This is a genomic window from Streptomyces sp. NPDC045956 (genome assembly GCF_056430705.1).
In genome coordinates, this window is the sequence record NZ_JBWKKZ010000006.1 from 328480 (window position 1) to 348861 (window position 20382).

15 protein-coding genes are annotated in these 20382 nt (G+C 71.7%); 4 read left to right on the forward strand and 11 right to left on the reverse strand.

Annotation, left to right across the window (positions count from 1 at the left end; all coding sequences use genetic code 11):
- Positions 1-18: 18 nt before the first annotated feature.
- From AC07FV_RS18495 to AC07FV_RS18505, 3 genes are all read right to left on the reverse strand, one after another.
- Positions 19-1053, reverse strand: coding sequence for an ABC transporter permease (locus tag AC07FV_RS18495; protein WP_479088426.1), 1035 nt, complete (start codon positions 1051-1053; stop codon positions 19-21).
- A gap of 701 nt (positions 1054-1754) precedes the next feature.
- A complete protein-coding gene (gene typA / locus AC07FV_RS18500; protein WP_383644877.1) occupies positions 1755-3662 on the reverse strand; it encodes a translational GTPase TypA in 1908 nt (635 codons plus the stop codon).
- Positions 3663-3818: 156 nt separating this feature from the next.
- Positions 3819-6212, reverse strand: coding sequence for an ABC transporter family substrate-binding protein (locus tag AC07FV_RS18505; RefSeq protein ID WP_479088428.1), 2394 nt, complete (start codon positions 6210-6212; stop codon positions 3819-3821).
- 334 nt (positions 6213-6546) lie between these two features.
- Between AC07FV_RS18505 and AC07FV_RS18510 the strand changes: the two genes are divergently transcribed.
- From AC07FV_RS18510 to AC07FV_RS18525, 4 genes are read left to right on the forward strand one after another with little or no spacing between them, the layout of a single operon-like run.
- Positions 6547-6837 (forward strand): hypothetical protein, encoded by a 291-nt coding sequence (locus AC07FV_RS18510; protein ID WP_479088430.1) that lies wholly within the window; start codon positions 6547-6549, stop codon positions 6835-6837.
- A gap of 28 nt (positions 6838-6865) precedes the next feature.
- Positions 6866-7702, forward strand: coding sequence for a hypothetical protein (locus tag AC07FV_RS18515; protein WP_479088432.1), 837 nt, complete (start codon positions 6866-6868; stop codon positions 7700-7702).
- Positions 7702-9639: a fumarate reductase/succinate dehydrogenase flavoprotein subunit gene (locus AC07FV_RS18520; protein ID WP_479088434.1), complete on the forward strand. Its 1938-nt coding sequence runs from the start codon at positions 7702-7704 to the stop codon at positions 9637-9639. The genes AC07FV_RS18515 and AC07FV_RS18520 overlap by 1 nt, the downstream gene beginning before the upstream one ends.
- Positions 9636-10403: a succinate dehydrogenase/fumarate reductase iron-sulfur subunit gene (locus AC07FV_RS18525; RefSeq protein ID WP_479088436.1), complete on the forward strand. Its 768-nt coding sequence runs from the start codon at positions 9636-9638 to the stop codon at positions 10401-10403. The genes AC07FV_RS18520 and AC07FV_RS18525 overlap by 4 nt, the downstream gene beginning before the upstream one ends.
- A gap of 4 nt (positions 10404-10407) precedes the next feature.
- Here AC07FV_RS18525 and AC07FV_RS18530 read toward each other — a convergent pair whose 3' ends face one another.
- The 8 genes from AC07FV_RS18530 to AC07FV_RS18565 form a co-directional block, all read right to left on the reverse strand.
- The gene (locus AC07FV_RS18530) at positions 10408-11529 is read right to left on the reverse strand and encodes a glycoside hydrolase family 18 protein (protein ID WP_479088438.1); all 1122 of its coding nucleotides are present in this window, start codon (positions 11527-11529) and stop codon (positions 10408-10410) included.
- 278 nt (positions 11530-11807) lie between these two features.
- A complete protein-coding gene (locus AC07FV_RS18535) occupies positions 11808-14396 on the reverse strand; it encodes a SpoIIE family protein phosphatase (RefSeq protein ID WP_479088440.1) in 2589 nt (862 codons plus the stop codon).
- A gap of 233 nt (positions 14397-14629) precedes the next feature.
- On the reverse strand, positions 14630-15097 hold the full coding sequence (locus AC07FV_RS18540; RefSeq protein WP_479088442.1) for an ATP-binding protein: 468 nt from the start codon (positions 15095-15097) through the stop codon (positions 14630-14632).
- An 80-nt stretch (positions 15098-15177) separates the two neighbouring features.
- Positions 15178-15627 carry a (deoxy)nucleoside triphosphate pyrophosphohydrolase gene (locus tag AC07FV_RS18545; protein WP_479088444.1) on the reverse strand — a complete coding sequence of 150 codons (450 nt, stop codon included), beginning with the start codon at positions 15625-15627 and terminating at the stop codon, positions 15178-15180.
- A gap of 50 nt (positions 15628-15677) precedes the next feature.
- The gene (locus AC07FV_RS18550; protein WP_479088446.1) at positions 15678-15869 is read right to left on the reverse strand and encodes an SPOR domain-containing protein; all 192 of its coding nucleotides are present in this window, start codon (positions 15867-15869) and stop codon (positions 15678-15680) included.
- 372 nt (positions 15870-16241) lie between these two features.
- A complete protein-coding gene (locus AC07FV_RS18555) occupies positions 16242-16994 on the reverse strand; it encodes a GntR family transcriptional regulator (RefSeq protein WP_356604208.1) in 753 nt (250 codons plus the stop codon).
- A 147-nt stretch (positions 16995-17141) separates the two neighbouring features.
- Positions 17142-18326 carry a DUF4190 domain-containing protein gene (locus AC07FV_RS18560; protein ID WP_479088448.1) on the reverse strand — a complete coding sequence of 395 codons (1185 nt, stop codon included), beginning with the start codon at positions 18324-18326 and terminating at the stop codon, positions 17142-17144.
- Between the two features lie 244 nt (positions 18327-18570).
- On the reverse strand, positions 18571-20157 hold the full coding sequence (locus AC07FV_RS18565; RefSeq protein WP_479088450.1) for a S8 family peptidase: 1587 nt from the start codon (positions 20155-20157) through the stop codon (positions 18571-18573).
- Between the last annotated feature and the right edge of the window lie 225 nt (positions 20158-20382).

The following is a 20382-nucleotide window of genomic DNA, read 5'->3' on the forward strand; positions in this document are numbered from 1 at the left end:
CCACCCACCAATGGACGGTTAGCGTCCGGTCTTGGGGTCGAATGCGTCCCGGACGGAGTCGCCGAGAAGATTGAAGGAGAGGACGAAGACGACCAGCGCCACGCCCGGGAAGAACATGAACATCGGGTCCTGCTCGTACACGTCGGCGCCGATGGCGAACATGCGGCCCCAGTCCGGGGTCGGTTCGACGAAGCCCACCCCGATGTACGACAGGAAGGCGATGGAGAGGATCGTGCTCGGGAGGATGTAGGTGGCCTGCACCAGGATCGGCGTGACGATGTTGGGCAGGATCTCCTTGCGCACGATGCGCCAGGGAGACGCCCCCGACACCTTCGCCGCCTCCACGAACTCGCGTTCGCGCAGCGTCAGTACGGAGCTGCGCACCAGCCGGGCCAGCCCCATCCAGCCGAGGAACCACATCACCAGGGTGATGGCCACGGCTCTCAGGTACGTGGGGGTCTCGTCCTGCGGGGAGACGAACATCGCGGTCACGACGGGCATGAAGGCGATGAAGAAGAGCTGCTGCGGGAAGGCCAGGAAGAAGTCGGTGACCCGACCCAGCCAGTAGTCCACCCGGCCGCCGAAGAAGCCGCTGATCATGCCGATGACGACACCGGTGAGGACGCAGAGCAGGGTGACGACCACGGCCATGTACAGGGAGGTCCGCATGCCGTAGAGCAGCATGGTGAACACGTCGCGGCCGAGCTTGGGCTCCACGCCGAACCAGAAGTCGCCCGACATGCCGCCGAAGGAACCGGTGGGCATGGCGAAGTCGTCCAGCAGGAAGGGGTAGTCGGGCTCCTGGGCGTACAGCGTGTAGGGGTTCTTCCCGTAGACCTTGGCGATGAGCGGTGCCAGCGCCGCGACCAGGAAGAACACGATCACGACACAGGCGGAGACGACCCCGGTCCTGTCCCGTTTGAAGCGCAGCCACATCAGCTGCCCCGGGGACCGGCCCTCGTGGCTCTTCTCCTCGACGGCCTTGACGGGCTCCGGCCCGTCGCCGACGGCGGCCGGCGTTCCGCCGCCCTCGATGTCGATTGGACTTGTCACAGTTCGCCCATTTCACAGGTGTGGGTGTGCCGAACCGGCGACCAGCGCAGGGTGGTGCGCGATCGCGGAACGGATCATGGAGAAGCGTCGGGAGATCCCGGGGAACGGGGGAAACCCGCAGCCGGACGCGCGTAGCCCGAAGCCCGGACGCCGACGGCCGGCCCGCTCCTCAGAGTCGATCGCCGTCCGACGGGGCGCAGCGGGGGGCGACGGACCAAGTGACCCACCTGGTGTTCGTGACACCGCGCATGGGGCTCCTCCTCATGACTCCACGTGTTCACCGACAGGAGGGGGCACACGTCTGTCTTCCGACACCCCTGACGGAAGTTCAGACACCCCCTGGTGCTCGTGAGTCGAGTGCTGTCCCCACAGCACGTGACCCATTGACCCGAGCGCTACGCGGCTAACTATCTGCCATGAGCAGAAGGACCGACCACCGTCTTTAAATCTCAATTCAGTCACAGCTGACAGGTAGATCTTCCAAAATCTGGACAAACTGTTCGGGACGAGAAGGCCGCGAAACGGACGTGTTACATGGCTATCGGGCGCCGATCTCCGTGTTTCGGACACCGGGGAGCGCTCAGAGGGGCCCCCGCGTGCCTCCCGGCCCCGGAAAACCGGTTGAAAAAAGCCCGGGCACCCCCGTGATGGGGGTGCCCGGGCTTCCCGTGCGCGCCGGCCTTACGCCGGCGGCGGGTGGATCAGCCGTGCTTGGCGCGGCTCGCGGCGCGGGCGCGCTCGCGGGCGTCCAGGTTCACCTTGCGGATGCGAACGGCCTCCGGGGTCACCTCGACGCACTCGTCGTCGCGGCAGAACTCCAGGGACTGCTCCAGGGAGAGCTTGCGCGGCGGGACGATCGCCTCGAACGAGTCGGCCGAGGACGACCGCATGTTCGTGAGCTTCTTCTCCTTGGTGATGTTGACGTCCATGTCGTCGGAGCGGGAGTTCTCACCGACGATCATGCCCTCGTACACCTCGGTGCCGGGCTCCGTGAAGAGCACGCCGCGCTCCTGGAGGTTCGTCATCGCGAACGCGGTGACGGCACCGGAGCGGTCGGCGACCAGCGAGCCGTTGTTACGGGTCGTGAGGGTGCCGAACCAGGGCTCGTGGCCCTCGTGGATGGAGTGGGCGATGCCGGTGCCGCGGGTCTGGGTCAGGAACTCGGTACGGAAACCGATCAGACCGCGGGAGGGGACCACGAACTCCATGCGGACCCAGCCGGAGCCGTGGTTGGACATGTTGTCCATCCGGCCCTTGCGCACGCCCATGAGCTGCGTGACCGCGCCCATGTGCTCCTCGGGCACGTCGATCGTCATGCGCTCGACCGGCTCGTGCACCTTGCCGTCGATCTCGCGGGTGACGACCTGCGGCTTGCCGATGGTCAGCTCGAAGCCCTCGCGGCGCATCTGCTCGACCAGGATGGCCAGCGCCAGCTCACCGCGGCCCTGCACCTCCCAGGCGTCGGGGCGCTCGGTGTCCAGGACGCGGAGCGAGACGTTGCCGATCAGCTCGCGGTCGAGGCGGTCCTTGACCTGGCGGGCGGTGACCTTGCGGTCCTTGACGACCGCCTTGTTGTCCGCGCCCTTGCCGGTGGCGCCGCGGCCGACCAGCGGCGAGGTGTTGGTGCCGATGGTCATGGAGATCGCGGGCTCGTCCACCGTGATCAGGGGCAGCGGGACCGGGTTCTCCTGGTCGGCCAGCGTCTCGCCGATCATGATGTCCGTGATGCCGGCGACCGCGCAGATGTCACCGGGGCCGGCCTTCTCGGCGGGCTTGCGGGTGAGCGCCTCGGTCATCATCAGCTCGGAGATGCGCACGTTGCTGACGGTTCCGTCGCGCTTCATCCAGGCGACGGTCTGGCCCTTCTTCAGCTCGCCCTGGTGGACGCGGAGCAGGGCGATACGGCCGAGGAAGTTGTCGGCGTCCAGGTTGGTCACGTGCGCCTGGAGCGGGGCGTTCTCGTCGTAGGTCGGGGCCGGGATGTGCTCGAGGATGGTGGAGAAGAACGGCTCCAGGCTGGTGGAGTCCGCCGGCACCGTGCCGTCCTCGGGCTTGGTGAGGGAGGCGATGCCGTCCCGGCCGCAGGCGTAGACGATCGGGAACTCGATCTGCTCCTCGTCGGCGTCCAGGTCGAGGAAGAGGTCGTAGGTCTCGTTGACGACCTCGTCGATCCGGGAGTCCGGGCGGTCCGTCTTGTTGATGCACAGGATGATCGGCAACCGCTGCTGGAGCGCCTTGCGCAGCACGAAGCGGGTCTGCGGCAGCGGACCCTCGGAGGCGTCCACGAGCAGGACGACACCGTCGACCATCGACAGGCCGCGCTCGACCTCGCCACCGAAGTCGGCGTGGCCGGGGGTGTCGATGATGTTGATGGTGATGACGTCGCCGCCATCCTTCGGGTGGTACTTCACCGCCGTGTTCTTGGCCAGGATCGTGATGCCCTTCTCACGCTCCAGGTCGTTCGAGTCCATCATGCGGTCGTCGACGGAGTCGAGCTGGTGCGCGGCGAAGGCACCGGCCTGCTTGAGCATTCCGTCGACGATGGTGGTCTTGCCGTGGTCGACGTGGGCGACGATGGCGACGTTGCGGATGTCGTGGCGCGTGGCCATATTGAGGCGTACTCCCGGAGATGTGAGGACGGCCCTTGCGTACGTCCGTGTCACGCGGGCCTGCCGGGCGGTACATGCCACGGCCTCACCCCATGGTACGGGGCCCCGAGGGCTGCGGCTTGCCGGGGCGGGGGCGCACCGGCCCGGGGCGCCAGGTCACGACGTGGGGCTCACCGGGGCCTCGGCGCCGGCGGCCTCCTTCTTCAGGAAGCCCATGTCCTCGTGGACGGGGGTCTCGAAGCCGAAGGCCCCCGCGTTGGCGAGGTTCTTGCGGGCCGCCACCAGCTGGGGGCGCTGGTAGAGGGGGATGGAGCCGGCCGCCGCCCAGATCCGGGAGTCGGCCTTGCGGAGCAGCGCGCGGGCCTCCTTCTCGTCCAGCGTGGCCATGGCCTGGTCGAAGAGCTGGTCGACCTGGTCGGTGCCGACCCTCGTGTAGTTCTGCGCGACGTTCAGGGAGCCGTCGGCGGCCGGGACGGGCTTGGCGTAGACGGGGCGGGCGTCGGTGGCGGGGTAGGCGGAGGCCGGCCAGGAGTAGAGGGCCAGGTCGTACTCGCCGGAGGCGACGTGGTCCTTGAAGTAGTTCTCGTCCGGGACCTTGGTGACGTCGACGCCGATGCCGATCTTCTTCAGCATGTCCGAGATGCGGTCGGCCACGGTGCGCAGGGCCTCGGAGCCGGGGCCCGAGGGGAGCACGAAGCGCAGGGTGAGCGCCTCGCCGTCCTTGGCGAGCGGTGCCACCGCGGAGCCGGCCGGGGCGGCGGTGCCCTTGGGCGCGTAGGCGCCGGGGGCGCCTCCCTGGGCGGTGTTCTTGCCGCTGCTGTGCTTCTCGCCGCTCTCCTGGTCGGTGGCGCCGCCGTCGTCCTTGCCGCCGTCGTCCTTGCCGCCGTCGTCCTTGCCGCCGTCGTCCTTGCCGCCGTCGTCCTTGCCGCCGTCGTCCTTGCCGCCGTCGTTCTTGCCGCCGTCGTTCTTGCCGCCGTCGTTCTTGCCGTCCTCTCCGACGATGTACGTCCCGTCGTCGCCGCCGTCGGACTTCTCGCCGTCCTCGCCGTCACCGCCGTCCTCGCCGTCACCGCCGTCCTTGCCGTCACCGCGGGTCCCGGACTTCTCGGCGCCGGCCGCCTTCTCGCCGGCCTCGCTCTCCTTCACCGGCCCGCCGGGCTCCCAGCCCGCGTCCGCGAGGAGCGCCCGGGCCTCCTTGGCGTTCTGCTCGCCGAGGGCGCCGCTGCCGTCGGCGTAGGCGGCCTGGCCGGACAGGGCGAGGTGGCTGCCCACGGGCTCGGTGGGCAGACCCAGCGGCTTCAGCACCGCCTCGGCGAGCGCACCCCGGTCCAGGGCGCGGGCCACGGCCCGGCGGACGCGTTCGTCGGCGAGGGGTCCGTCGGCGCCGTTGAGGGCGAGCTGGGTGTAGGCGGGCTCCAGCGACTTGCGGACCTCGAAGCCGCTCAGGGCCTTCTGCCGCCGCTCCCGCTTCGCCTCCGCCTTGCGCCGCTTCTCCCGGGCGAGGACCTCCTCCTCCGCGGCCTCCTCGTCGGAGCCGTTGGCGATCGCCCACGAGCGCAGGGCGGCCGCGGCGGACCTGCCCTGCGGCCCCGCGTGCGGCGACGCGTCCGAGCCCGCGGCCGGTGTGCCGTCCGGGCCCATGAGGGGAGTGCCGGTCGCGGCGTCCCGGGCGGGGGCGGCCAGGCCGACCTGGTCGGCGGTGTCCGGGTCGATCTCGGCCAGGTCGAGCTTCCCGGCGACCAGCTCGGAGACCCGCTCGTCGCGCGGTACGGCGCGCAGCACGATCTCGTCGAGCTTGGCCGGCTCCCCCCACCAGCGCGGGTTGCCGGTGAGGACGACCTCGTCGGCCCCGGTGTCGACCTTCTTCAGGGCGAAGGGGCCGGCGGTGGTCTTCAGCTTGCGTCGCGCCCCGTCGTTGAAGGCGTCGGGGGTGCCCATGACGTCCTTCGGGTACAAGGGCGTGAACAGGGACTTCCAGTCGGCGTAGGGCCGGCTGAAGGTGACCTTGACCTCCAGGTCGCCGGCGCCCCGCTCGATCTTCTCGATGCGGTCGTAGCCGGCGTTGCGGGCGGTCCAGTAGGCGCTGTCCTTGCCCGACAGCGCGCGCCACTGGGCGACGAAGTCGGCGGCGCCGACCTCCCGGCCGTCGCTCCACACGGCCTGCTGGTTGAGCTTGTAGACGACGACCTGCTTGGGCTCGGTCCCGACGACCTTCGCCGACTCCAGGTACCGGGGGTCGCGCACCGGGCGGCCGGTCTCGTCCATCCGGTACATCGAGGGCAGCACGGCCTGTGCGACGCGGGCCGTGGTGGCGTCTGCGTCCGACTGGAAGGTGTTGAGGGTGGCCGGCACGGAGTCCACGGCCCAGCGCAGGGTGCCGCCGTCGGCGATCCTGGCGCGGGCCGCGGAGGCGACGTCCTGTTCGGCGAGCGGCTTGCCCGACGGGTCCTCGGAGCTGCATCCGGCCAGCGCGGGGACCGCGAGCACGCTCGCGGTGAGGAAGGCGACCGAGCGCGTGACCGCGCGCGGACCGACGCCGACGTGAGACATCTCTGCTACCTCCGGAGGCCGCGGGCGCGGTGATCGCCCAGACGGCATATGCGTTGTGTGCGCGATATGCGGTATTTGGAGTTGATCATTTGTATCCGGACAGGGATGCGGCCACTGAAGAGGAAACGGTTCGGCGACGCTGTGAGACACGACGGCGACGGTGTGTAAGCCCACCCGTGCGGCGCAACGCCACCCTCGACGCAACGACGCGCCCCGGCCAATCGCTGCACGTCCCTTCCCAGCGACAGGTGTGACGCGCGACACTCTCAGGCGCACGAACGTCACCACCCAGGGCCGGCCCGTGCCGAATGTCGGGCGGAAACGAGGTCACGTCATGTCCGTGCACGACGACCTGTCAGCCATCCAGCGCAGCCTCGACGACCTGTCCCGGACGGTGGCCCGGCTGGAACACCGGCTGGGCGCCGGCGACCTCGACGTCCGCCGGGTCCGCACCGACGCCGACCACCTGCGGGAGAGCGTCGCGCTGCTGCGCGCGGCGGCGGCCGCACCGGACGCGCCCAGGCGTCCGGACCTCGTCCCGATCCCCGACACGCCGTACGACGGTTCCCTGTGGACGGACTCGGACGACGAGGGACTCGGCGCCCGCTACCGCCGCGCCCCCTGAAACCGCCCCGACCGACCGGAGTCGCCCCGTGGCCACTGGTACGGAACCCCCCGACACCGACCCCCATCCCCGGGGCGGCGGCGTCCACACCCCGACGCGCGCCGCCATCCGCGCCCCGCACCTGCGCACCGACCGCTGGTGGCTGGCCCCGGCCGCCACCGCCGCCGGCCTGCTGGCCTTCGTCGTCTACTCGACCTGGCGGGCCTTCGCGGGCACGGACTACTACGCGGCCCCCTACGTCTCGCCCTTCTACTCCCCCTGCCTGGCGGAGAACTGCGAGCCGATGCGCTCCGGGCCCAACTGGGAGCTCTTCGGCAGCTGGTGGGGCATCTCGCCCGCGATCCTCATCCTGGTCTTCCCGCTCGGCTTCCGCCTGACCTGCTACTACTACCGCAAGGCCTACTACCGGGGCTTCTGGGCGTCCCCGCCGGCCTGCGCGGTCGCCGAGCCGCACAAGAAGTACACCGGTGAGACCCGCTTCCCGCTGATCCTCCAGAACGTCCACCGGTACTTCTTCTACGCGGCGCTCGCGGTCGCGGGCATCCTCACCTACGACACGGTGCTGGCCTTCCGCGACGAGCACTACGCGTGGGGCCACATGGGCGTGGGCACCCTGGTCTTCCTCGCCAACATCGTGCTGATCTGGGCGTACACCCTCTCCTGCCACTCCTGCCGGCACATCGTCGGCGGCAAGCTCAAGCACTTCTCCCGGCACCCCGTGCGCTACCGCGCCTGGCGGCTGGTCGGGTGGCTCAACGCCCGCCACATGCTGCTGGCGTGGGCGTCGCTGGTGAGCGTGGCGCTCGCCGACTTCTACGTGTATCTCGTCGCGTCCGGTGCCTTCGACGATCCGAGGTTGTTCTGATGTCCGTGGTCGACCGGCAGGAGTGGGACGTCGTCGTGGTGGGCGCGGGCGGCGCGGGACTGCGCGCCGCCATCGAGGCCCGCGAGCGGGGCGCCCGTACGGCCGTGATCTGCAAGTCCCTGTTCGGCAAGGCGCACACGGTGATGGCCGAGGGCGGCATCGCCGCGGCGATGGGCAACGCCAACGCCGGGGACAACTGGAAGGTGCACTTCCGCGACACCCTGCGCGGCGGCAAGTTCCTCAACCAGTGGCGGATGGCGGAACTGCACGCCCAGGAGGCCCCGCAGCGGGTGTGGGAGCTGGAGACCTGGGGCGCCCTCTTCGACCGCACGCAGGACGGCCGCATCTCGCAGCGCAACTTCGGCGGCCACGAGTACCCGCGCCTCGCACACGTCGGCGACCGTACGGGTCTGGAGCTGATCCGCACCCTCCAGCAGAAGATCGTCGCGCTCCAGCAGGAGGACCACCGGGAGACCGGCGACCACGAGTCCCGCCTCAGGGTTTTCCAGGAGTGCACGGTCACCCGCGTCCTCAAGGACGGCGGCCAGGTCTCCGGCGTCTTCGGCTACGCGCGCGAGACCGGCCGCTTCTTCGTGCTGGAGGCGCCCTCGGTGGTGATCGCCACCGGCGGCATCGGCAAGTCCTTCAAGGTGACGTCGAACTCCTGGGAGTACACCGGGGACGGGCACGCGCTGGCGCTGCTGGCCGGGGCGCCCCTGCTGAACATGGAGTTCGTGCAGTTCCACCCGACGGGCATGGTCTGGCCGCCGTCCGTCAAGGGCATCCTCGTCACGGAGTCGGTGCGCGGTGACGGCGGGGTGCTGCGGAACTCGGACGGCAAGCGGTTCATGTTCGACTACGTCCCCGACGTCTTCAAGGACAAGTACGCCGTGACGGAGGAGGAGGCCGACCGCTGGTACGACGACCCGGACCACCACCGGCGCCCACCCGAGCTGCTCCCCCGCGACGAGGTCGCCCGGGCCATCAACGCCGAGGTGAAGGAGGGCCGGGGCTCCCCGCACGGGGGTGTCTTCCTCGACGTCTCGACCCGGATGCCGGCCGAGGTGATCAAGCGCCGGCTGCCCTCCATGTACCACCAGTTCAAGGAGCTGGCCGACGTCGACATCACCGCCGAGGCGATGGAGGTCGGGCCCACCTGCCACTACGTGATGGGCGGCATCGCCGTCGACTCCGACACGGCCGCCGCTCGCGGGGTGCCGGGGCTGTTCGCGGCCGGTGAGGTGGCCGGCGGCATGCACGGCTCCAACCGGCTCGGCGGCAACTCGCTCTCCGACCTGCTGGTGTTCGGGCGCCGGGCGGGCTGGCACGCGGCCGAGTACGCGGGGGGACGTGAGGGCGGGGCGCGGCCCCGGGTGGACGACGTACAGGTCGACGCGGCGGCCGCGGAGGCGTTGCGGCCGTTCTCCGCCGAGACGGGCGGGCCGGGCGGCGGCCCGCCGGAGAACCCGTACACCCTCCACCAGGAGCTCCAGCAGACGATGAACGACCTGGTCGGCATCATCCGCCGCGAGCCGGAGATGAAACAGGCCCTGGAGAAACTCGCCGAGCTGCGGGTACGGGCCCGCCGGGCCGGCGTGGAGGGGCACCGGCAGTTCAACCCGGGCTGGCACCTCGCCCTGGACCTGCGGAACATGCTGCTGGTCAGCGAGTGCGTGGCACGGGCCGCGCTGGAACGCACCGAGTCGCGCGGCGGGCACACCCGCGAGGACCATCCGTCGATGGACCGCCGCTGGCGCCCCGTCAACCTGCTGTGCACGCCGGCCGACCCGGCGGGCGGCCCGGCCGCGACGGACCCGGAGCGCGGCCAGATCACCCTGGAGCGGCAGACCACCGAGCCGATCCGGCCCGACCTGCTCGCCCTCTTCGAGAAGGAGGAACTGGTGAAGTACCTCGACGAGGAGGAGCTGTCCGGATGAGCGGCTACGAGGCCCGCTTCAAGGTGTGGCGCGGCGACGTCGAGGGCGGCGGCCTGGAGGACTTCAGCGTCGAGGTGAACGACGGCGAGGTGGTCCTCGACATCATCCACCGCCTCCAGGCCACCCAGGCCCCCGACCTGGCGGTGCGCTGGAACTGCAAGGCGGGCAAGTGCGGTTCCTGTTCGGCGGAGATCAACGGGCGGCCGCGGCTGCTCTGCATGACCCGCATGTCCGTCTTCACCCGTGAGGAGACGATCACCGTCACGCCCCTGCGCGCCTTCCCCGTCGTCCGCGACCTGGTGACGGACGTCGGCTTCAACTACACCAAGGCCCGCGAGATCCCGTCGTTCGTCCCGCCCGCCGACCTCGGTCCGGGCGAGTACCGGATGATGCAGGAGGACGTGGACCGCTCGCAGGAGTTCCGCAAGTGCATCGAGTGCTTCCTGTGCCAGGACACCTGCCACGTCGTGCGCGACCACGAGGAGAACAAGCCGGCCTTCGCGGGGCCCCGCTTCCTCATGCGCGTGGCCGAACTGGACATGCACCCGCTGGACGCCGCCGACGAGACCGGCCTGGACCGCGGACGCACGGCCCAGGACGAGCACGGCCTCGGCTACTGCAACATCACCAAGTGCTGCACGGAGGTCTGCCCCGAGGGGATCAGGATCACGGACAACGCGCTGATCCCGTTGAAGGAGCGGGCCGTGGACCGCAAGTACGACCCGCTGGTCTGGCTGGGGTCGAAGATCGGGCGCAGGTCCTAGGGGGCTAGCGGACCCAGCCCTCGCGGTACTCCGCCCAGTTCGTCTCGGTCGCCGCGAAGTCGATGTACGGGGCGACGCCGAAGAGTTCGCGGTCGGCGTCGGTCCGGGAGAGGCCGAGGCGGGCACCCCGCACGGCGGCGGCGACCGTCTCCGCATGACCCCAGTGGTCGAAGTTGCTCTCGTGGTAGAAGGGCAGGCCGATCAGCAGGTGGGTCGTGGGCGGGGTGACCTCCAGCGCCAGCGAGGTCTGCTGGGCCACGTAGCCGCCGTAGGTGCCCTCCAGCGGCTGGGCGGTGTCGTACGTCATCACGGCGATCTGGTCGACGCGGCGGGCGACCTGCCCGAAGAACTCCTGCGACCACCACTTGGGATGCTCGGTGAAGACGCCGAAGACGGTGTGCAGGGCCGGGAGCGGGTCGATCTGGTGGGCGGCGACGGAGAGCCGCGCGCCCCGGTCCCGGGTGACGGCGCGGACGTCGTCCAGCAGGGAGAGGTAGTGCCGGTCCCCCGAGTGCAGCGGCTCCAGGTCCAGGTGGACCCCGTCGTACCCGGCGTCCAGGACCTGGCGGGCGGAACCGACGACGGCGGCGCGGGTGGCGGCCTCGGCCAGGCGCATGCCGTCGGGTCCCTCGGTGGCGAGCACGTCGCCGAGGAAGGCCTGGACGCGGACACCGGGCAGCTCCCGGTGCACGGCGTCGATCAGCCAGGCGGCCTTCGGGTAGCGCGCCTCGGGCAGGGTGCCGTCGTGCTCCATCGGGCCGGTGTGGACGTACAGGTCCCGGATGCCGGTGGTCTTCAGGCGGCGGGCGAGCGCGGCGAGGTCCGCGTCGTCCTTGCGGCCGTCGACCCAGGCGTGGCCGAGCCACATCGCGTCGCGGTTCCTGGTGTACGTGCCGTCGGCGGGGTCGCCCAGGTAGTTGACGCGCAGGGCCGCCTCGGCGGTGAGGAGGGGCAGGAGCAGGATCACGAGTACGGCGAGGACGGCGCGGCGGGCGCGGCGGAGCCGTCTCTTCCTCCTCCCCCGGGTCTCCTCGGCGCCCGCGGTCTCCGGCGCGACGGACTCGCCTCCGCCCGTGGCCTCCGGCGCGGTGGTCCGCTGTTCCGTGCTCGACTCCGTGTGGTCCACGGGTTTCCCCTCCCTGTCGCCCGCCCCCGGTCGCGACGGCCCGTGCGTCCCCCTACGCTCCGCATGTGACGCCATTCGTCGGGTGCGACCGGTCGTGGCCGGTGTTGCCAGCGTGGACGACTCGAACCGGTGTTCCGGTTGCGGTGGGGGGCGTACCGCGGTGATCTCCGCCGACCTGGTGCCGCCCCTGGTCACGGCCGGGGCGGCCCTGCTCCTGGCCGCCCGCGGGCACGCGCGCCGTATCCGGCGGGCCCGGACCCGTACGACGCCCGGCCGGGTCAGAACAGGCTCAGCAAGGCCTCCGCCGGGTCGGTCAGCCGGGTGTCCCCGCCCGGCAGGGGCAGCTCGAACCAGACCGTCTTGCCGCGCGGCGTACGGCGGGAGCCCCAGGCCGCGCTGAGCAGCCCGACCAGTTGGAGGCCCCGGCCGCCCTCGTCGGTGTCGCGGGCCCGGCGCCTGCGGGGCTGGACCAGGCCCGAGTCCCAGACCTCGCAGACCAGGGTGCGGTCGAGGAGCAGGCGGAGTCGGATCTCCCCCTCCCCGTACCGCAGGGCGTTGGTGACCAGCTCGCTGACGAGCAGTTCCGTGGTGTCGACCAGGGGTTCCAGGTCCCAGGCGAGCAGCTGGGCACGGGCGTACTCACGGGCCCGGCCGACGCTGCGCGGTTCGCGCGGCAGCGTCCAGTCGCCGACGGACTCGCTGGGCAGACCCTGCACGCGGGCCATGAGCAGGGCGATGTCGTCCTCGCCGTGGTGGCTGCCGAGGGTGTTGAGGACCTGGTCGCAGACGTCCTCCAGCGGGAGCGTGGGGTCGGTGAGCGCCCCCACGAAGGCCTGGAGGCCCTCGTCGAGGGGGTGGTCGCGGCTCTCGACCAGCCCGTCGGTGTAGAGCGCGAGCAGGGCCCCCTCCGGCAGCTCCACCTCCACCTCCTCGAAGGGCTCCCCGCCGACGCCGAGCGGCAGGCCCGGCGGTACGTCCAGCATCAGCGCGGACTCGCCGGGCTCCACCAGGACGGGCGGCAGATGGCCCGCGTTGGCGAAGGTGCAGCGCCGGGTCACCGAGTCGTAGACGGCGTAGACGCAGGTCGCCAGGTACACCTCGGAGAGGTCGGCCTCGCGGGGGCGGCGGGCGGCCCGGGTCGCCTGCTGGACACCGCCCGGGGCGCCGAGGCCGCGGGCGATCTCGTCGAGCTGGGACAGCACCTCGGCCGGTTCGAGGTCGAGCTGGGCCAGGGTGCGCACGGCGGTGCGCAGCTCGCCCATCGCGACGGCGGCGCGCAGGCCGCGGCCCATGACGTCGCCGACGACCAGCGCGGTGCGGTGCCCGGGCAGCTCGATGACGTCGAACCAGTCGCCGCCCACCTCGCTGGGCCGGCCGGTGGCGGCGTTGCCGGGCAGGTAGCGGCAGGCGATGTCGAGGCCGGACGCCTCCGGGTCGCCGGGCGGGAGCAGGGAGCGTTGCAGTATCAGCGCGCGCTCGTGCTCGCGGCGGTAGAGGCGGGCGTTGTCGATGCAGACGGCGGCGCGCGCGGCCAGCTCCACGGCCAGGTCGCGGTCGCGGTCCCCGAACGGCTCGCTGCCCTTGGTCCGGGCGAACTGCGCCAGCCCCACCACGGTGTCGTGGGCGACCATCGGCACGGCCAGCGTGGACTGCACGAGGCTGCCGTCCTCGGCGGGGACGACGCGCGGGCGGGCCGTGCGCAGCGCGTCCGCGCAGGGCGAGGTGAACGGGTAGTGGTGGACGGCGCCGAGCTTGACCCGCTCGCCGGCGCCCTGGAACGGGGCGTCGGAGACGGCGCTGGAGAAGGCCACGCGGCGCAGCTCCCCGCCGCCGTCGGCGAGGCCGGGCGGGGTCTCGTCACCGGCCAGCAGGCCCTGGTAGAGGTCGACGGTGGCCAGGTCGCAGAAGCCGGGGACGACGACGTCGAGCAGTTCGCGGGCGGTGGTCTCCAGGTCGAGGGAGTTGCCGATGCGGGCGCCCGCCTCGTTGAGGAGGGCGAGGTTGCGCCGGGCCGCGGCGGCCTCGCGGGCGGCCTCGCGCCGGGCGGTGATGTCGGTTCCCAGCCAGGCGACGCCGATGGGCCTGCCGGAACCGCTGTGCACGCGGTACAGGTTGACGGACCAGTGGCGGCGTTCGTCGGACCCCGGTGAGAAGCCGGTGACGTGCATGTCGGTGATGGAGTCGCCCGTCTCCAGCACGCGGCGCAGGGTCGCCGAGACCCGCTCGGCCTCGGCGCGCGGCAGGTAGTCGTGGACGCCCTTGCCCCGGTGCTCGTCGGGCGTGCCGCCGAAGACGGAGGCGAACCGCTGGTTGGCGCGGCGCACCCGGAGGTCGGGGTCGATCAGCAGGAAGCCGAACGGAGACTGGCCGAATATGGCCTGCGAGGCGGCGAGGTCGGTCTCGATGCTGCGCAGGACGCGGACGTCGACGACGATGCAGACGGCCGCCTTCTCGCCGTCCTCGGTCCGCGTCGGCATGACGTACACCTCGGCGAGGCCGCGCCGGCCCCGGCGTCGTCCCGGCCGCTCGTCCTCGGGACCGGCCGGCGCGCGGAAGGGGACGACGCCGGTCCACTCCCGTCCGTCGAGGATCTCGGCCATCTTGCGCTGGCCCCGCTCCCGCAGGTCGGGGTCGATGAAGGCCTCGATGGGGTCGGTGCCCACGGCGTGCTCGGCCGGGATGCCGAGCAAATGCTCCGCACGCAGGCTCCACTGGTCGACGAGTCCGTCGGGGCCGATGGAGAAGGAGGCGACCTTGATGTAGTCGTAGATGGAGCCGGGCGGGCTGCTCTGCCACACCGCGTCACCGAACGGCGCACCGTCCGACGGGCCCTCGGACTCCGTGGCCCTCGCTGGTATCTCGCTCACGCGAACCGTCCCCTCCAGCTCACCGCGTCCGGCACCGGTCACCGGGGGCGGCTGCCCGCAGTATCCAGCACTACGGCGCCGCACGACACGGTGTTCACGATCACAGCACGGTCCCGATGCTTTTCGGTCCGGACCGTGACAACACTTCCAGTCTTCTAACCAGCGGACACGCCATCGAATCACGCATTTCGACAACGGCTGCCGACCCGTACGGGAAACGCCGTGTCACCCGCTCATCGGGGTACCGCGAGTTCGAACCACACCGTCTTGCCCACCTCACCGGGCCGGGTACCCCAGCGCCGGGCGGAGGAGGCCACCAGCTGAAGACCCCGGCCGTCCTCGTCCCCGGGGCCGGCGACGCGCGCGCGGGGCGGGTCCGGGAGCGGGTCGGAGACCTCCACCAGCAGGACGCCGACCGGTCCGGCGGGGCGGTGCTCCAGGCGGACACCGATGGGTCCGGTGGCGTGCCGCAGCGCGTTGGTGACCAGCTCGCTGACCAGCAGCGTCGCGATGTCACCGGCACTGTCGAGATCCCAGCCGTGCAGCGTGCGGCGGACGAGCGAACGGGCGGTCCGCACGGCGTCCGGCGCCGCGGGGAAGACCCACTCGGCACATCCGCCTTCGCTGTCGATCACGCCGATCACTTCCCCGGCCGGCCCCCGCCGCACTCTTGTCCGTTTTCGCGGGGTTAATGGGCACATACCCGGTATCCGGGTCCCGGTACCGCCCAGGAGGGCGCACTGTGGCAATGACGGCGCACCGGAAGCTCGCGTCGACCCGTTCACGCACCCCGCGTGTCGTCGGCCGCCCGTCCGAGGTACCCGAGCGCCCGTTCGACCGCCGGTACGTCCTGGTCCAGCCAGGGCACGTCCCAGATCTCGGCGGGGGTGAGCCAGCGGAGTTCGTCGTGGTCCTCCAGGGGCCGCGGGGCGGCGGAGCCGGGAAGCAGACGCACGGTCCACACCTGGAGGACGAGAGGGGGACGGAGGGGCCACTGGCCCGGCACCCGCTCACCGGGCTCGACCGTCACACCCAGTTCCTCCCGCAGCTCGCGCACGAGGGCCGCCTCCGGCGTCTCGCCGGCTTCCACCTTTCCGCCCGGCAGCTCCCACCGTCCGGCCAGCTCGGCCGGCGCGCTGCGGCGGGCGGCCAGCAGGCGTCCGTCGTCGACCAGGGCGGCGCCCACCACGATGCGCTCCGCGCGTTCTGTGCGATCCGTGCGATCCGTCATACGCCGGAGCCTACGACCGACGTAAGGGCGCCCCGGTGGCACCGGCGCGGTCAGTCGGCCTGGCCCGTGCCGTTCACGCCGAGTTCTTCGACCCAGTAGAGCTGCTGGTGACCGCGGTCGTCGAGGGTGTCCGCGATCTTCTGGGCCTCGGCCCGGGTCGCGTACCGGCCCACGCGATAGCGGTTGCCGTTGTCGTCCTGCCGGAAGACCAGCCAGGGAAGAGTGACCGTGCTGTCGTTCATCGCGTCCCTCCACTTCCCGTCCGCGGCACGCCCCGCGCCCCGCCCGTCAAGGAATCCCCGTTCCGCATATGCCCGACCCTACGCCTAACCTTCACGCAGCGAATACGGCTTTGCACAAAGAGGTACGCAACCAGCCAGAACGCAGGGGGCGCACGATGCGGAACGCGCCCTCCCGCACCGGTCGGCTCCCGTCGGGGGCATGCCGGAGAGCGCAGGGGCGACCTGCGGGAACGACCGAATCACGACGCCCCGCACCGGCGGCGCGGGGGCTCGGGTACCGGCGCGGCCCCGGGGAAGGGGCGCGGGAGGCGCACGGGAGGCGTGCGCCATCTCACACTCCCCGGGCGCGCGCGAACTCCCCCGGCGGCGCCGCTACTTGACGGGCAGGTGGTACGCCACCCGGTACCGGTCGGCCGGGACGACCACGTCGGCGGTCTCCACGGCGCGGCCCGAGGCGTAGAACGTGCGCTGGACGACGAGGACCACGTGCCCCGGGACGCCCCCCAGGGCGAGCAGTTCCTCCGCGAGGCCGGGGCGGGCGCCGACCTCCTCGGTCACGTTGTCCACGACGACGTCGATGGCGGCCATCCGCTCGACGACGCCCATGCCGCCCAGCGGCCCCTCCTCGGGCAGCATCACCGGCGTCCGGCCGGTGAGGTCCAGCGGTTCCCAGGAGGTGGAGAGCATCATCGCCTCACCCGCCTCGCGGAAGACGTACCGCGTGCACATCACCCGGTCGCCGGGCTTGATCCCGAGCCGCTCGGCGACGACGCCGCTCGCTTCGGCCTGCTCGCTGCGCGACTCCCACGTACCGCGCGTCTCGCCGTCGGCCTGCTCCTGCCGGAAGGGGGTGGCGCCGCCGGCCGGGCGGAACCCCGAGCGGGCGATGCGGCGCGGTACGGGCACCTCGCGCACGTACGTGCCGGAACCGGAACGCCCTTCGACCAGGCCCTCCGCCATCAGCACCTTGCGCGCCTCCAGGGCGACGGTGTCCGAGACGCCGTACTCCTCGCGGATACGGGCCTGGGAGGGGAGGCGGGTATGGGGCGGCAGCAGGCCGTCGGCGATCTTCTTGCGGAGATCACCCGCGACACGCAGATACGCCGGCTGCTCACCGAATGTCACTGGCCGCTCCCATCAGGTTGTACAGACAGCAACAGCGTGGCAACCGTGGGTTGGCCCAGGCAAGTAAAGGCCAAAGAATCACTCGATGTGATGACTTGTGGGTGCGGAGGGCTTTACGCAGGCACTTTCTCCCCGCTATGGCGGCTGTCACACCTCCTTGCCGGGGGCCTCTCCCCCACCGCCGCCGTCCTCCTCGTAGTCGGGCGGGGTGGTGTCCAGGGCCAGGGCCTTGCGGGCGGTGACCGTCGCCTCGGACTCGATGAGCCCGTAGGCCTTGTCGAGGTGCTCGTAGTAGGTGTCGGCGTCGGCGGCCCGGGACGCCAGGCGCCATTCCTCCCGCGCCGCCTCCAGATCGCGGACCAGGTCGGCGACCGGCTCCTCGGCGTCGGCGGACCAGCCGTGTCCGCGCAGGGTCGTGGTCTCCTGGGCGAGCGCCTCGGACACCCGGCCGGCCCAGAACCGGTACCCCGACAGGTCGTCCTCGACGGACTCCGCAGCGGGGATGCCGTCCATGGCACGGTTCAGGAACCCCTCGCCCACCAGGTAGGTGTGCTGGTCCGGGTCCAGGCCGGTGCCGTCGTTGCGCAGCGAGCCGGTCAGCGTGCCCTGCTCGTCGGCGTTGCCGAACAGGCAGGTGATCTCCCGGTCGCCCGCGCGCCAGCTCTCGGAGGTGGGGGTCAGGTAGTACACGTCCACGTCGGCCGGCAGGGCCCACCGGTCCATGGCGTAGGTGTCCTGGAGGGCGTAGCACCGCTCGTCGGCGGAGCTGGTGATCTCCTCGTCGCCAGGGAAGGCGCCTCCCGGCAGGTCGAAGGAGGCGAACACCTCGCCGTCGTGCTCCTCCTGGCAGCGCACCCGCTCCACGTCGTACGCCACGCCCCGAAGGGAGCCGCTGGGCGTGGTGAAGCACTGGCCCTTCTCGAGGGCGTAGGCGGTCCCCTCGCCCCGTGCGGCCTCCCGGAGACCGTCCCAGAAGCCGCCGACGGCACCCGTGGAGAGCGTCACCGCCCACAGGGCCAGGCCCACGGAGGACAGTACGGAACCGGCCACCGCGAGCCCCTTGCCCCGCTGACCCCGCTTCCTGATCCGGGCCAGCGCGATCAGGCCCAGGACGAGGCCGATCGCGGGCACGCAGCACAGGACGCCGAGCACGAACGCGGCGACGGCGAGACCGCTGACGGGCGGCTGCCGCGGGTACGCCCCGTAGGGCTGCCCCCAGGCCCCGCCCGGGGGTGGGGACTGCTGCGGGTACGGGCCGTGGGGGTACTGGCCCTGGGAGTACGGCCCCTGGGGCCACGGCCCTTGGGGGCCGGGCGGCGGCGGTATGGACACGGGTACCGTGCTCCTGATTCGGGCGGTGACGCGAAGGCGCCGCTGGGGCGGGGCCGGGCCTTCGGACGATCCGGCCGATCACTCGACGCATCGTAAGCGCGCGGGGAACAGGGGCGTCACCCGGCTCACGGCCCGGGAACCGCGCGGGTGGCCGTGCACCGGCACTCGCGCCCCGTCCTCGCGGCGGGCCGGGTCACCGGCCCGGAGCCGTGCCGCGAGGACGAGGGTCACCGCTGAGCGTGGGTCAGAACTGCAGGGCCCAGGCGTCGATCCGCCCGGTGTCGAACGAGGCGTTGTCGCTGACGCGCAGCTTCCACGTGCCGTTCGCGGTCTCCGAGGAGGCGTTCACGGTGTACGTGGTGTCGATGTTGTCGGCGCTGCCGCCGGTGCCGTACGCCTTCAGGGTGTACGCGGTGCCGTCCGGTGCGACCAGCTGGACCTGGAGGTCGCCGATGTACGTGTGGACGATCTTCACCTCGACGGCCAGGGCCGACGGCGCGTTGCCCGCGACGCCGGAGACGGTCACCGGGGACTCGACGGTGGCGTTGTCCCGGACGGTGTAGTCACCGGTGTTCTCGAAGCGGTCGCCGGGCGGGGGCGTGGTGCCGCCGTCGCCGACGTACAGCAGCCGGTTGGGCGAGCCGCTGCCGGGGTTGGTGACGACGCCGGTGGTGGCGGCGGACGTCAGGGCGGAGGCGACCTGGGCGGGGGTGGAGGCCGGGTTGTCCGCCAGGTGGAGGGCGGCGGCCCCGGCGACGTGCGGGCTCGCCATGGACGTACCGGAGATGGTGTTGGTGGCGGAGTCGCCGCTGTTCCAGGCCGAGGTGATGGACGAGCCGGGGGCGAAGACGTCCAGGACCGTGCCGTAGTTGGAGTAGCTGGCGCGGGCGTCGCTCGACGTGGTGGCGCCGACCGTGATCGCCTCCGTCACCCGGGCCGGGGACTTGGTGGAGGCGTTGGTGGACTCGTTGCCGGCCGCGACGACGAAGGTGACGCCGGAGGCGATGGCGTTGCGCACGGCCGTGTCGAGGGCGCTGTCCGCGCCGCCGCCGAGGGACATGTTGGCGACGGCCGGCTTGACGGCGTTGCGGGCCACCCAGTCGATGCCGGCGACGACCTGGGCGGTGGTGCCGGAGCCGGAGTTGTCGAGCACCCGGACGCCGACGACCTTGGCCTTCTTGGCGACGCCGTACGCGGTGCCCGCCACGGTGCCGGCGACGTGGGTGCCGTGGCCGTGGCCGTCCTGGGCGGTGTTGTCGTTGTCGATGGCGTCGTAGCCGTTGGAGGCGCGGCCGCCGAAGTCGGAGTGGGTGATGCGCACGCCGGTGTCGATGACGTAGGCCGTCACGCCCTGTCCGGCGCTGTCCGGGTAGGTGTACGAACCGTTCAGCGGGAGGTTGCGCTGGTCGATGCGGTCCAGGCCCCAGGAGGGCGGGTTGGGCTGGGTGCCCGAGATGTGGAAGGTGCGGTCCTGGACGACGGAGGCGACGGCCGGGTCGGCGGCGAGCCGCTTCGCCTCCGCCTCGGATGCCTGGACCGCGTAGCCGTTGAGGGCCTTGGTGTAGGTGCGCTCGATGTCGGCGCCGTACTTCTTCGCCAGGGCGCGGCCCTCGGCGGAACCGGACCTGGCCTCGTCCGCCTTCAGGGTCACGATGTAGCTGCCGGCGACCGCGTTCGCCGCGTCCTGGTACTGGACGCGGCCCTCGGCCGGAGCGGCCCCCGCGGGGAGCGCGGTGACGAGGCTCGCGGCGAGGGCCGCGGAGACCACGGCGCCTGCGGCGGCCAGTCTTCGCCGGGTGGTGCGGTGGGGGGTGTGACGCAGCACTGCCATGTGAGGGGTCCTCCTCAGTCGGTGGTGCGTGGTGGGGTTCGTGCACGCCGAGCAGGCCGCCCCCGGCGACCATGTGGTCATGGTCATGCCAATTACGGAGCGACTTTGGTGCGTCAGCCGAAAGATTGAGGCTTCCAGAGGAATTGCACAAGAGCCCCGCACGGATGTGCGGGGCCCCATGCCGTATGAGCGGACCGCTTCCGGACTCCGCCTCCTGACCGGTCG

Coding starts and splice junctions, on each gene's coding strand:
- AC07FV_RS18565 (WP_479088450.1), bottom strand. CDS start 20,157: ATGGCAGTGCTGCGTCACACCCCCCACCGCACCACCCGGCGAAGACTG.
- AC07FV_RS18520 (WP_479088434.1), top strand. CDS start 7,702: ATGTCCGTGGTCGACCGGCAGGAGTGGGACGTCGTCGTGGTGGGCGCG.
- AC07FV_RS18505 (WP_479088428.1), bottom strand. CDS start 6,212: ATGTCTCACGTCGGCGTCGGTCCGCGCGCGGTCACGCGCTCGGTCGCC.
- AC07FV_RS18525 (WP_479088436.1), top strand. CDS start 9,636: ATGAGCGGCTACGAGGCCCGCTTCAAGGTGTGGCGCGGCGACGTCGAG.
- AC07FV_RS18550 (WP_479088446.1), bottom strand. CDS start 15,869: ATGAACGACAGCACGGTCACTCTTCCCTGGCTGGTCTTCCGGCAGGAC.
- typA (WP_383644877.1), bottom strand. CDS start 3,662: ATGGCCACGCGCCACGACATCCGCAACGTCGCCATCGTCGCCCACGTC.
- AC07FV_RS18540 (WP_479088442.1), bottom strand. CDS start 15,097: ATGTGCCCATTAACCCCGCGAAAACGGACAAGAGTGCGGCGGGGGCCG.
- AC07FV_RS18545 (WP_479088444.1), bottom strand. CDS start 15,627: ATGACGGATCGCACGGATCGCACAGAACGCGCGGAGCGCATCGTGGTG.
- AC07FV_RS18510 (WP_479088430.1), top strand. CDS start 6,547: ATGTCCGTGCACGACGACCTGTCAGCCATCCAGCGCAGCCTCGACGAC.